Below are 13,745 nucleotides of genomic sequence, written 5' to 3' on the forward strand. Positions count from 1 at the left end.
TTCAGTCCTGGCTGACCGCGCCGATCTTGTGCAGCGACAGGTCGGCGCCGTAGTACTCCTGCTCCTGGGTCAGGCGCAGGCCGCAGAGCGCCTTGATCGCGCCATACACCAGGAAGCCGCCGACCAGCGCCACCAGCACGCCCAGGCCGGTACCGATCAACTGGCTGGTCAGGCTGACACCGCCCAGGCCACCCAGGGCGCTCTGGCCGAAGACCCCACAGGCAATACCGCCCCACACACCGCACACACCATGCAATGGCCAGACACCCAGCACATCGTCGATCTTCCAGCGCGTCTGGGTGGCGATAAAGCACCAGACGAACAGCGCGCCGGCGATCGCCCCGGTGATCAACGCTCCCACCGGGTGCATCAGGTCGGAGCCGGCGCAGATCGCCACCAGCCCGGCCAGCGGGCCGTTGTGCAAAAAGCCCGGGTCGTTGCGCCCGACGATCAACGCCGCCACCGTGCCGCCGACCATGGCCATCAGCGAGTTCACCGCCACCAGCCCGCTGACCGCCTGCAGGGTCTGCGCGCTCATCACGTTGAAGCCGAACCAGCCGACAATCAGGATCCACGAACCCAAGGCCAGGAACGGAATGCTCGACGGCGCGAACGCCACCAGCTTGCCGTCGCGGTAGCGCCCGTTGCGCGGCCCGAGCAACAGCACCGCGGCCAGCGCCAGCCAGCCGCCCATGGCATGCACCACCACCGAGCCGGCGAAATCATGGAAGCCTGCGCCGAAGCTCTCCTGCAGCCAGGCTTGCAGGCCGTAGTTGCCGTTCCACACCAGGCCTTCGAAGAAGGGATAGATGAAGGCCACGATCAGCGCCGTGGCGCAGAGCTGCGGGACGAACCGCGCACGCTCGGCGATGCCGCCGGAAATGATCGCCGGAATGGCCGCGGCGAACGTCAGCAGGAAGAAGAACTTCACCAGCCCGTAGCCGTGATCGGCGCTGATCACCGCCGCCGGTTGCAGGAAGCTGACGCCGTAGGAGATCCAATAGCCTATAAAGAAATAGGCCAGGGTCGAGACCGCGAAGTCGCTGAGGATCTTCGACAAGGCGTTGACCTGGTTTTTCTGGCGCACCGTGCCCACCTCGAGAAAGGCGAAGCCGGCATGCATGGCCAGGACCATGACCGCACCGATGAGGATAAACAGGGTATTGGAACCATGGACCAGAGTGTCCACAGCGCTTTGCAGATTTTCCATGGAATGGGCAGACCTGATAGCAGGAATTATCCGCGAGCCGCTCGAGCGCTTTTGCACCAACTTGGCACCGAAGGTCCTGTCGACCTACGTATTGCGACCCATTTTGGCGCGACGCTTTTTCGAGAGAGGTGTATCGCTCGGGGGTGTTTCCATAAGTGTTGATTTTTTAGGGTAAGGTTTTAGCTGCCAGGCACCGCATCCTGCGCGCTTTCGGCGCAACCACCCGTGTTTACGCACCAGGACAAAGCAAAAGCTGTACCAGACAATTGCACTGAACCTTCGCGCAAGGCTCATACTCGAACCCTTCAGAACGCCACTATGGAGATCATCATGGCCAGCAAAACCACCAAGACAGCTCAAGAAACCCTGATGGCGGACTTTCAGGCACTGGTCAGTGACACGGAACGCCTGCTGGAACACACCGCCACCCTGGCGGGCGAACAGGCGGACGAATTGCGCACACAGATTCACGACAGCCTGCTGCGCGCCCGCGAGACCCTGCAACTGACCGAGCAATCGCTGCGCGAACGCGGCGAGGCGGCGGTCACTGCCACCGAAGACTATGTGCAGAACAACCCCTGGCAAGCAGTGGGCATCGCGGCGGGCGTGGGCTTCCTGATCGGCCTGCTGGCGACCCGGCGCTGATATGGCTATCGATGAATCCGGCTCCACCGCGGGCCAAGGCTCCTCAACGCGGCGCCTGGGCGCTGCTTTCCTGGGTTTGTTGCACAGCCACGTCGAACTGTTCGGTATCGAGTTGCAGGAACAGAAAGCCAGAACCGTCAGCCTGCTGTTGTTCGCCGGGTTGACCCTGGTGTTCGCCCTGCTGCTGTTGGTAGGCCTGTCGACGCTGGTGCTGATCCTGTTCTGGGACACCTATCGCCTGACCGCCATCACCGGGCTGTGCGTCTTCTATACGCTGGCCGCGCTGTTCTGCGCCCTGCGCCTGAAGGCGGCGATTTTCGATGAATCCTCGCCCTTCCATGCCACCCTCGAAGAGCTGGCCAATGACAGGGAGCGCCTGCTGCCATGAGCCTGCCGGACATTCCGCAAACCAATTCCCGGCGCGAAATGCGCAAGGCGCTGATCCGCCTGCGCATGGAAATGCATCGCCAGGAAATCCGCCACGAATCCCATCAATTGCTGCAACCCTTGCAGCGGGTCCGTGGCCTTGGCCAAAGCTGGCAACAGGGCTTCGGCATCAAGCACGCGCCGTTGTGGGGCGTGGCCGCCGTGACCCTGTTGGGGTTTCTCACCGGCAAGGGCGCCAAGAGCGGCAGCGTCAGAAACTTCGCCCGACTGGTACGGCTCAGCGCCGGCCTGTTGCCGCTGATCAAGCTGGTCATGCAAGGTTCTTCGAGCAAGCGTTGAGCCGCCGCTATCTGGCTGCATTCTTGCAACCGTTCCCGCAATAGCTGCGCCCCGGCCTCTCTCACGAGAGGTCGGGCCTTGCCTGCCTGTTGCGTCGGCGCGCCGCCCAAGATCAACAAGATCAACCAAGGAGGCCCCGTGATCGACGGGCAACCGCTTGCCTGCTTTCAACCCTTCATCGACACCGCCACTGGCCGCATTGCCGGTGTCGAAGCCCTGGGCCGCCTGCGCCAACCGAACGGCCAACTGCTGTCGGTCGGCCCATTGTTCAACGATCCCCGGACCTCTTCCACCGCCCTGCGCCGGCTCGACCGGCTGATTCGCGCCGACGCCCTGAGCCGCCTGCATGAAGCGCCCGCGGACTGGTTCCTGAGCCTCAATATCTCGCCCCGCTGGATCAGCCGCCTGCGCGCCGGCCAGCCGTTGCCGAGCCTCAGGCAATTGCAGCAACAGGGCGTCGATCCGCGGCGCGTGGTCTTCGAAATCACCGAGTTGAGCGGCAACAGCCAGCGCCTGAGCGAAGTGGTGGCGCGCTACCGCGAAGCCGGCGCGCGGATCGCCATCGACGACTTCGGCGCCGGCTACTCCCAGCTCGACCGAGTGCTGGCCCTGCAACCGGACATTCTCAAGCTCGACATGCGCCTGTTCCAGGCCGCGGCCCGTGGCGGGCCCAGCAGCGACGTGGTCAAGGCCCTGGCGCAGATGGCCGAGAAGACCGGCTGCTGGATCATCGCCGAAGGAGTCGAGAGCGAAACCGAACTCAACTTCGCCCTGGAATGCGGCTCGCGGTATGTCCAGGGTTTCCTGTTTGCCCGGGCCGAGCAGGCGTTCTTCGCCAGCGATGCTTTCGTCGCGCCTTTTGCCCGGGCGCGCCAGCGCTATGTGCAGCAGAAACTGGCCGAACGCGGACGCCTGATGCAGATGCGCCAGCAACTCGCGGAGCTGATGACCCTGCTGCAGGATTGGGCCCAGGCCCGGGCCCCGATCGAACGGTTACCGCAGGTGGATGCCTTTCCCTGGTTGTTGCGCTTCTATCAATGCGATCGCCACGGCACCCAGCTGACGCCGAACCTGGAATGGCGCCACGAGCGCTGGCAGGCCGACCACAGCTACGTCGGCCACAACTGGTCGTGGCGTCCTTACTTCTACCACCTGCTGGCCGAAGGCTGGGACGAGCGACGGCTGACCCTGTCCAACACCTACCGCGACGCCACCAGCAACCAGTACTGCCTGACCGCCGGGCAGTTCTTCGACAATGGCCAGCGCCTGCTGTTGATCGATATCGATGCCGCGGGGCTTTAGTTCCACTTGCAGGCGCTGGCGCGAACCGGGAAGCTAGCCCATCAGTCATTCGACGGAGAGACCCCGCCTTGGATTGGCATACCCTGCTTACCCGCGAACGCCTCGGAAAACCGCTGCACAGCCCTGAAGAACTGGGCCGCAGCCCCTTCCACAAGGACCACGACCGCATCATCTTCTCCGGTGCCTTCCGCCGCCTGGGCCGCAAGACCCAGGTGCACCCGGTGTCCAGCAACGACCACATCCATACGCGCCTGACCCACTCCCTGGAAGTCAGCTGTGTCGGTCGCTCCCTGGGCATGCGGGTCGGCGAAACCATTCGCGACGCCCTGCCCGAGTGGTGCGAACCGAGCGACCTGGGGATGGTGGTGCAATCGGCCTGCCTGGCCCACGACATCGGCAACCCGCCGTTCGGCCACTCCGGCGAAGATGCGATCCGCCACTGGTTCCAGCAGGCCGCCGGGCGCGGCTGGCTGGACGCCATGAGCGAAAACGAGCGCAACGACTTCCTCAACTTCGAAGGCAATGCCCAGGGCTTCCGGGTGCTGACCCAGCTGGAATATCACCAGTTCGACGGCGGCACGCGGCTGACCTATGCCACCCTCGGCACCTACCTGAAGTACCCCTGGACCGCACGCCACGCCGACTCCCTGGGCTACAAGAAGCACAAGTTCGGCTGCTACCAGAGCGAACTGCCGTTGCTCGAACAGATCGCCAACAAGCTCGGCCTGCCGCAACTCGAGGAACAACGCTGGGCCCGCCATCCGCTGGTGTACCTGATGGAGGCCGCCGATGACATCTGCTACGCCCTGATCGACCTCGAGGACGGGCTGGAGATGGATCTGCTCGACTATGCCGAAGTCGAGTCGCTGCTGCTCGGCCTGGTGGGCGACGACCTGCCGGAAACCTATCGCCAGCTCGGCCCACGGGACTCGCGCCGGCGCAAGCTGGCGATCCTGCGCGGCAAGGCCATCGAGCACCTGACCAACGCCGCCGCCCGGGCCTTCGTCGAACAGCAGGACGCCCTGCTCAGCGGCACCCTGCCCGGCGATCTGGTGGAACACATGCACGGCCCGGCCAAGCGTTGCGTGCTCAATGCCAAGGACATCGCGCGCAAGAAGATCTTCCAGGACAAGCGCAAGACCCTGCACGAGATCGGTGCCTACACCACCCTGGAAATCCTCCTCAACTCGTTCTGCGGCGCCGCGCTGGAACAGCACGGCGGACGCACACCGTCGTTCAAGAACCGGCGGATCCTCGACCTGCTCGGCAACAACGCGCCGGATCCGAACGGTTCGCTGCACACCTCCTTCCTGCGCATGATCGACTTCATCGCCGGCATGACCGACAGCTACGCCAGCGAAATGGCCCGGGAAATGACCGGGCGTTCCAGCCCGCAATGACCCGTCGTTGAACGGCTGCCTCGCGTTATCGAGGTGGCCGTTCGAGCGGTCTTGTGTGAGTCGGCAACTAAGGGATTCCCCTAGGCCCTTATCAGGCAATATCCCGATGCAATCGTTACTTCAACTTTGATCAGCTGCCTTCTGCGCACTGTTCGACAGCGCCTTCACTTCCACCTCGTTCACTAGACATCCATCAAGTCTCGACACTATTCCAGGCAGCCTTCAGCACCTAGAGCACTTGCTCTATAACTAGCGATAGTGACCGATATATGTAGCTGAACAATCAATCCAACTAACCTGAATTAAACAGACCGTTAACGAAACAACCAGACATCCTACCTTTACCTTTCGATACATCTGCTCACCCGTCGGACCAAACCCCTTGCAACACAAGGCCCCTGCAGGTTCCCGTCGATTACAAATTCCGTACAAATCAACTTTATCGTTTCCGCTAGTCTCGAACCGTAATGGCTTAACAAGGTTAATTTCACGCCTCGATAGATCGTTCCCCGTTCATGACCCCAGGCCGGATGATCGCCGGCAAAACAAATAGCAAGCGAACTAAGTACCTTCACTCAAACTTCAAGCCAACGGTTAGTTCGAAAATAATTTCACCCCTCGCTGTAACAAAGAGCACGCCCAGGACTCAAGCGTCAAAATGGAAGTGAGTACACGGAATGAATCCGTGTCGATAAGTTGTTCCCGCACTTCCTCGTCCGTTTTTCACTGTTAAGGATGTCGAGTGCCCCATACGTCCTCAAGTCACCCAAGTTGCCATACCAGCCTGCACCGCTGGTTGCTGCTCTCGCTGCTGGCCGGGTCCCTGCCGGTGGCCGCCGCCGATATGCCACAACCGGGTCAGGAAGCCCTGCGTCTGCAGCAACAGCAACAGCGCGACCTGCAACAACTGCAACTGGAACAGCGCCAGCGCCAGTTACAGCGCGGCAGCTTCGGGACCCCGGCGGTCACTCCCGCCGAAACCACCCAGGGTGGCCAGGATGAACAGTGCTGGGCCCTGAGCGGCACACGGATCGCCGGCGTCACGCTGTTCAAGAAAGACCGGTTGAACCGCCAGCTCGAACCCTATATCGCGCCCTGCATGGGGGTGAATGGGATCAACCACCTGCTGGCGCAGATCACCCGGATCTATGTCGAGGCCGGTTACATCGCCAGCCGCCCCTACCTGAGCAGCGCTCCCGCCGCCGGCCATTCGCTGGATATCGTGGTCGACGAAGGTTATGTCGAGGCCGTCGAACTGGCCGACCAGAGCCTGCCGGTTTCCCTGGCCGGGGCCTTTCCCGGCATGCTCGGCGAACCGCTGAACCTGCGCGACCTGGAACAGGGCCTGGACCAGCTCAATCGCCTGCGCTCCCTCGACCTGACCGCCGATATCGCTCCCGGCAGCCAACCCGGCGCCTCGCGGATCATCCTGCGCTCGCGCAGCAGCGGCGCCTCGCGCTGGGCCCTCGGGCTGGGTGTGGATAACCTCGGCAGCGCCAGTACCGGGCGCGACCGCAACTCCGTCAACCTGAGCCTCGACAGCCCGCTGCAACTCAACGACGCGCTCAACCTGAACTTCAGCGACACCCTCAATCACGGTCCGCGCTACAGCCGCAGCGCCAGCGTTTTCTATTCGATCCCCTACGGCTACTGGACCTACAGCCTGTTCGCCAGCCATGCCGAGTACCGGGCGCCGTTCAAGCTCAGCAGCGTGACCTTCTACAACAGCGGGCGCACCGACCTGCTCAGCCTGCGCGCCGATCGTGTGCTGTGGCGCGACCAGGGGCACCAGCTGAGCGCCAACCTGCAACTGGCCCACAAGGATGTCGACAGCTACCTGGAGAAAGTCCGCCTGGGCATCCAGAGCCCGACCCTGACCGTGGCCGAAGCCGGGCTCAACCTGTTCTGGCTCGACAGCGCGGTGTGGAACCTCGACATCAATTACGCCCAGGGCCTGACCTGGTTCGGCGCCGACCGCGACTCGCAACAGGTGCAGAAAAACCTGCCGCAGGCGCAGTTTCGCAAATACCGCGCCAGCCTCAGCCAATGGCGCAATGGCCACTTCGCCAGCCAGCCCTGGCAGTGGCAGAGCCAGCTGTCGCTGCAGTACAGCCCCGACCCGCTGCCGGCCATCGAACAACTGCTGGGCACCGACGACTCCGCCGTGCGCGGCTATCGCGAGAACAGCGCCTCGGGCGCCATCGGCGGGATCTGGCGCAACACCCTGCGCCTGCCGTTGCAGAACGACCTGCCCGTCAAGCTGACCCCGCGCCTGGCCTTCGACCACGGCCGGATCAAGGCGCAAGAAGGCGCCAGCAGCGAGCGCCTGAGCAGCGCCAGCATCGGCCTGAACCTGAGCTGGAAGAACGTGCAAGTCGATGTCGACTACCAGCACAGCCTGGAAACACCCCAGCGTTTTCACCATGAATCGCCCGCCTGGCTGACCCGCCTGAGCGTGCAGATCTGAGGTCCCGCGAACCGTGCATCAGCCTGAAAAAAACAGCCGAGCCTGAACACTACAGCAGCGTTGCAACGAACAGCGCGCACCGCCACTCGGCCCACACATAGAGAGCTTCTTATGCCCGACAACACATCTGTGTTTCACCTGTCCCCCAGGGGCAAACTGCGCCTGGCCATCGCCAGCCTGCTCCTGGTCTCCCATCTGCCGCAGGCGCTGGCCGGCGGTATCACCGTGGCCCCGGGCCCGGGCGGTATCCCGCAGCTGCAAAACCAGAACGGCGTGCCGATCGTCAACATCGTCGCGCCCAACGGCGCCGGGCTCTCCCATAACCAGTTCCTCGACTACAACGTCGATCGCCAGGGCGTGGTGCTGAACAACTCCCTGCAATCCGGCGCCTCGCAACTGGCCGGGCAGCTGGCTGCCAACCCGCAGTTCCACGGCCAGGACGCCAGCGTGATTCTCAACGAGGTGATCAGCCGCAACGCCTCGGCGCTCAACGGCACCCAGGAGATCTTCGGCCGCGCCGCCGACTATGTGCTGGCCAACCCCAATGGCATCTCGGTCAACGGCGGCAGCTTCATCAACACGCCGAACGCCAGCCTGCTGGTCGGTCGCCCCGAGCTCAACGACGGCAAGCTGCAAGCCCTGAGCACCGGTGACGCCAAAGGCCAGTTGACGGTCGAGGGCCGAGGCCTGAAGAACGACAATGGCAGCATCAATCTGATCGCCCCGCGCATCGACAGCCAGGGCGACATCACCGCCAGCAACCAGCTCAACCTCACCGTCGGACGCAACCGCGTGGACCCGGCCAGCGGCAAGGTGCTCAGCACCGACCCGGCCGGTAACACCAAAGAGCAACGCATCGACGCCAGCCTGTTCGGCGCCATGCAGGCCGGGCGCATCAACATTGTCAGCACCGCCGAAGGCGCCGGCGTGCGGGTCGGCGCGGTGCAGGTCAAAGGTCACGACGGGGTGGATATCGCGTCTGCCGGCGACCTGCAGATCAGCGGCCAGGCCAAGCCCGACAGCCTCGACGCCGTCCGTGCCGGCGTGCACAGCAGCCAGGGCGACGTGCAATTGCGCAGCGGCCAGGACCTGACCCTCGCCGCCACCGATGTCAGCGCCCGCGACATCAAGCTCGATGCCGGACGCAACCTCACCCTGAGCGCCATCGAAAGCCGCAAGCTCCAGGAAAAACGCGAGCAGTGGAGCAACAGCACCATCGGCATCACCTGGGAAACCTACGACCGCACCCTGACCGACAGCGACAGCCGTCAGCACGGCAACCAGCTGACCGCCCGCCGCGATGCCGAGCTCAAGGCCCGCGCCAACACCGAACTCAAGGCCAGCCAGATCAAGGCCGGCAACAACCTGACGGTCGACAGCGGCGCCGACCTGCGCCTGACCGCCGCCACCGAAACCCACGAACAACGCGACCAGGGCCACCACCGCAAGCACCTGTGGAAAGCCGACTGGGACAAGTCCAGCAGCGAACAGCGCAGTATCACCAGCCAGTTGGAGGCCAAAGAACAGTTACAACTGACCAGTCGCAAGCAGCTGCAACTGCAGGGCGCCGAACTGGCCAGCAACAATATCGAGCTGACCGGGCGCCAGGTGGACATCACCAGTGCCAGCCGCACCCAGAGCAACAGCGACAAGTCCTACTCCGGCGATCTGGTCGGCGGCAGCTTCTTCGGCAAGAACGGCGACGGCGACAAGGGCAAGACCCTGAACAAGGGCAGCAAGGTCAACGCCAAGGGCGACCTGATCGTCAAGGCCGACGAGGTCCGCATCAGCGGCAGCCAGGCCCGTGGCGGCAAGCAGGCCAGCGTGATCAGCGAAAACGGCTCGCTGACCATCGACGGCGTGCAAGACCGCTCCCACGACAACAGCTACAGCAAGGACAGCAAGTTCTTCGGCATCACCAAGGATGAAAGCCGGCAGAACCGCAAAGACAGCACCACCGTCACCAGCGACCTGCGCTCGGACAGCAACCTCAAGCTGCAAAGCACCCAGGACATCGCCATCAGCGGCGCGCACGTGGCCGCGACCGGCGAGCTCGAAGCCAAGGCTGGCGGCGACATCAAGATCGACTCGGCGCAAAACACCTCGCAGAGCGAAAGCACCACCCACACCCGTGGCTTCGACGCCTATGCCAAGGAAAATGCCCCGGGCACCCGGCAATACCGTGCCGGCGTGCGTTACGAAGACCAGCAGAAAACGGTCAAGACCAGCGACACCCAGCAACAGGGTTCAAGCCTCAGCGGCGGCAGCCTGCAAGTCGCTGCGGGCGGCAACCTGAGCATCAAGGGCAGCGACCTGAAGGCCACCCACGGCGATGCCAGCCTCAGCGGCAAGCAGGTCGAGTTGCTGGCCGATCACGACCAGAAGAGCAACAGCACCGACACCCGCACCACCGGCGGCGGTTTCTACTACACCGGCGGCCTGGACCGCGCGGGCAACGGTGTGGAGTTCGCCCACAGCAGCACCCAGGACACCCATGACACCGGTACCGCCAACACCACCGGCATCGCCGCCAGCGGCAACCTGACCATCAAGGCCGGCAACACCCTGGTGACCGAGGGCGCCCAGGTCAAGGCCGGCGGCAAGCTGCTGGTGAATGCCGAGCAGGTCGACAACCGCGCGGTGCACAACACTGAGTCCACCAGCCACAAGGAAAACACCTGGAGCGCCGATGTCGGCGCCAACGTCGAATACAAGGGCCTGACCCGCCCGGTGGAAAAAGCCATCGAAGGCGTGGCCCAGCGCAAGTTCCATCAGCCGGGCCTGCTCGACGCCCTGGAACAACCCAACGTCGGCCTGGACGTGGAAGTCGGCCACCAGAACAAACAGCGCACCGAGCAAGGCAGCAACGCCGTGGTCAGCCAGTTCCAGGGCGGCCAGGTGGAGGTCAAGGTAGCCGGCCAGTTGCAGGATGAGGGCAGCCGCTACGAGGCCACCCAAGGCACGCTGAAGATCGATGCCGGCAGCCAGGTGGCCAAGGCCGCCAGCAATACCCACAGCAGCAGCGAGCAGGCGCTGGACGCCAAGGCCGGCGTACGGGTCTACACCACCACGGGCGAGGACCTGAACGTACGTGGCAGCGGCGCTGGCGGCAGCAGCGACAAGCGCAGCGACAGCAGCAAGGCGGTGGTCGGCAGCTATGTCGGCAAACAGGGCGTGGACATCGCGCTGAGCGGCGATGGCCAGTACGAAGGCAGCCGGTTCGATGGCGGCGAAGCCGGCGTCAAGCTGCACAGCGGCGGCGAACTGGCGCTGAACCAGGCCAATGACCGCCAGAACAGCAGCGACTCCAGCCTGCGCGGCGACGCCTCGCTCACCGTCGGCAGCGCCCCGGGCGCCAATGGCAATAACCTCAACCTCGGCGCTGGCGTGCAACTGGACCACAAGCGCCTGGACCAACAGGACAGCCAGGCGCGGGTCGCGACCATCCAGGGCAAAGGCCCGGTCGAGTTGACCAGCGGTGGCGACCTGATCCTGCAGGGCACCACCATCGGCAGCAAAACCGCCAAGACCGGCGACATCAACCTGAACGCCGGCGGCAAACTCGACCTGCAGGCCGCGGTCGACACCCACAGCAGCCAGGGCAGCAACCTCGGTGGCGGCCTGACCGGCGGCGCCAGCAAGACCAGCAGCGAGCAGAGCAGCGGCAAGAGCGCCAACCTGAGCGCCAACTTCAACATCGGCCGGGTCTCGGAACAGGACCAGAAGCAGACCGGCGGGCAACTGCACAGCAATGGCCAGGTAACACTCGCCAGCGGCTCCGACAGCAACACCGCGCTGCACTTGCAGGGCACCCAGGTCGAGGGCAAAAACGTCACCCTCAGCGCTGACCGCGGCGGGATCTACCAGGAGTCGGCGCAATCCACCCAGGCCCACAACAACTGGGGCCTGACCCTGGGCGCTGGTGGCAATGGCGGCAAGACCACCCGCGCCGACGCCGGCGAACACGACTCGCCGAAAACCGATCGCGGTATCCACGCCCGGGCCAAGATCGATGTCGCGCAGGTGCACAGCAACACCCAGCACAACAGCCTGATCAAGGCCGACCAGGTGACGCTCGTCAGCAACGGCGACACCCATCTGGCAGGGGCGCGCATCGACGCCAATCAGGTGGATGGACGGATCGGTGGCGATCTCAAGGTGGAGAGCCGCAAGGACCAGCTCAGCAGCACCACGGTCAACCTCGACGCCCGCCTGGACGCCGAGAAGAACCAGCCTGGCGTGGTCGACAAGCTGACCAAGCAGACCGGCCCGCTCAAGGACAAGCTGCAGGCCAAGGCCGAAGGCAGTTTCGACAAGCACCGCGAGAAGCTGGAAAACGTCGTCGACAAGGGCACCGAGCGCCTGGTGGCGGCCAAGGACACCCTGGTGAACAAGGCCGAAATCGCCAAGGAGCGCCTGGGCGAGAAATTCACCCGCAGCGGCAGCTATGACGTCAACCCGGAACCCAAGGGCGCCTTCGGTCGCGGCGTGGACAAAGCCAAGGGCTACCTCGCCGACAAGACCGAAGCCTTGGGCGATCGCTTCTCCAGCCTCAAGGAACGGGTCTGGCCGAAAACCAGCGACAGCTACGCCGTCAGCGAGAAAACCGGCGCTGGCAGCAAGCTGACCAACACCGCGGAAGGCGTGCTGTTCGGCGACAAGAGCGGCAACACTTCCTACACGCCGACCCTGAACCTGAATGTCAGCCGTCAGAGCAAGGACAGCGTGGCAGAGGCTTCAGGCATCAGCGGGACCCGGGGCGTGAGCCTGCAAGTGTCGGGGGAGACCCGCCTGAGCGGCGCGCGGATCGGCGCCAGCGAGGGCAAGGTCGACCTCGGCGGCTCGACCGTCAGCACCACGGCATTGGCCGGTACGGATTACCGTGCCGACGTCGGGCTGAACCTGTCGAAGTCGCCGGTCAACCTGGCCCTCGGCGCCAAGGATGAGCTGACCCGCAAGCAGGACGAGGCCACCCAGAAGGATCAGGCGTTCAACCTGGGGCCGCTGCGCGTCGGCGGCCATAGCGACAGCCAGCTGTTGCAGGCCGGCATCGATCAGAAAGCGCCCTGAGGCAAGCGCTCCGTGATCGGCTGCCCCCCATGAACGGGGGGCAGCCTCGCTCTGTTCCCTTCCCTCCTCCCTTTATTGCCCTGCGAAAACTGCACTAAACCGCCAACATCTCCTTACCTTTTACATGGCTGGATACTCATTCCTACTTTCAACTGAAAAACCGCTGTAATCCGAAACCGTCTTTCATGTAAGAACTGCCTTATTGTCCCCAACCCCGCCTTAACCCGCATATATCCACTGTCCTGCCTGCGCTAAGGTCCAGCCCTGTATTTATTCCCACGGGTTTGACCATGAGTTCTGTTTTCATCATCGACGACCATCCCGTTATCCGACTGGCCATCCGCATGTTGCTGGAACATGAAGGTTATAAAGTCGTCGGCGAAACCGATAACGGGGTCGATGCCCTGCAAATGGTCCGTGACAGCATGCCGGACCTGATCGTGCTCGATATCAGCATTCCCAAGCTCGACGGGCTGGAGCTGCTGTTGCGATTCGGCGCCCTGGACAAGTCGCTGCGGGTGCTGGTGCTGACGGCGCAGTCGCCAGCCCTGTTCGCCGGGCGCTGCATGCAGGCCGGGGCCTGCGGCTATGTGTGCAAGCAGGAAGACCTGAGCGAAGTGCTCAGCGCCATGAAGGCCGTGCTGTGCGGCTACAACTACTTTCCGAGTCATGCCCTGCAAACGCCAAGGCAGGATGAAACTTCGAACGACGAACTGAACCGCCTGATGTTGCTCAGTGATCGGGAACTCATGGTGTTGCAACTTTTTGCCAAGGGCAGCACCAGTACGCAAATAGCCAACAGCATATTTCTCAGTGGCAAGACCGTCAGCACCTATAAAAAAAGAATCATGCACAAACTTCGCGCGACTTCCATGGCGGAACTTATCGAGTTGGCACAACGTCACGAACTGGTGTGAGAAACAGG

General features: G+C 63.6%; 9 protein-coding genes. 8 read left to right on the forward strand and 1 reads right to left on the reverse strand.

The window, feature by feature from the left end:
* Nucleotide 1 precedes the first annotated feature (1 nt).
* Entirely contained in the window at nt 2-1,210 is a 1,209-nt protein-coding gene (locus J4D28_RS13040; RefSeq protein ID WP_103330995.1) for an ammonium transporter, read from the reverse strand.
* 330 nt (nt 1,211-1,540) lie between these two features.
* Here J4D28_RS13040 and J4D28_RS13045 point away from each other — a divergent pair, with 330 nt between their 5' ends.
* The 8 genes from J4D28_RS13045 (at nt 1,541) to J4D28_RS13080 (ending at nt 13,737) form a co-directional block, all read left to right on the forward strand.
* Nucleotides 1,541-1,855, forward strand: a complete 315-nt coding sequence (locus tag J4D28_RS13045) for a YqjD family protein (protein ID WP_009050099.1) — start codon at nt 1,541-1,543, stop codon at nt 1,853-1,855.
* A gap of 1 nt (nt 1,856) precedes the next feature.
* Nucleotides 1,857-2,243: a phage holin family protein gene (locus J4D28_RS13050; protein ID WP_009050100.1), complete on the forward strand. Its 387-nt coding sequence runs from the start codon at nt 1,857-1,859 to the stop codon at nt 2,241-2,243.
* Nucleotides 2,240-2,581, forward strand: coding sequence for a hypothetical protein (locus J4D28_RS13055; protein ID WP_038634107.1), 342 nt, complete (start codon nt 2,240-2,242; stop codon nt 2,579-2,581). The genes J4D28_RS13050 and J4D28_RS13055 overlap by 4 nt, the downstream gene beginning before the upstream one ends.
* Nucleotides 2,582-2,719: 138 nt before the next feature.
* Entirely contained in the window at nt 2,720-3,883 is a 1,164-nt protein-coding gene (locus J4D28_RS13060; protein WP_009050102.1) for an EAL domain-containing protein, read from the forward strand.
* 68 nt (nt 3,884-3,951) lie between these two features.
* Nucleotides 3,952-5,283, forward strand: coding sequence for a deoxyguanosinetriphosphate triphosphohydrolase (locus J4D28_RS13065; protein ID WP_028683053.1), 1,332 nt, complete (start codon nt 3,952-3,954; stop codon nt 5,281-5,283).
* Nucleotides 5,284-6,025: 742 nt separating this feature from the next.
* Nucleotides 6,026-7,750: a ShlB/FhaC/HecB family hemolysin secretion/activation protein gene (locus J4D28_RS13070; RefSeq protein ID WP_103330996.1), complete on the forward strand. Its 1,725-nt coding sequence runs from the start codon at nt 6,026-6,028 to the stop codon at nt 7,748-7,750.
* A 111-nt stretch (nt 7,751-7,861) separates the two neighbouring features.
* Entirely contained in the window at nt 7,862-12,820 is a 4,959-nt protein-coding gene (locus J4D28_RS13075) for a hemagglutinin repeat-containing protein (protein WP_103330997.1), read from the forward strand.
* A gap of 290 nt (nt 12,821-13,110) precedes the next feature.
* Nucleotides 13,111-13,737, forward strand: a complete 627-nt coding sequence (locus J4D28_RS13080; RefSeq protein ID WP_009050106.1) for a response regulator transcription factor — start codon at nt 13,111-13,113, stop codon at nt 13,735-13,737.
* Nucleotides 13,738-13,745 lie beyond the last annotated feature (8 nt).

Origin of the sequence: Pseudomonas sp. GW531-T4 (assembly GCF_017349615.1) — a bacterium.
Classification (GTDB): Bacteria; Pseudomonadota; Gammaproteobacteria; order Pseudomonadales; family Pseudomonadaceae; genus Aquipseudomonas; species Aquipseudomonas chlororaphis_I.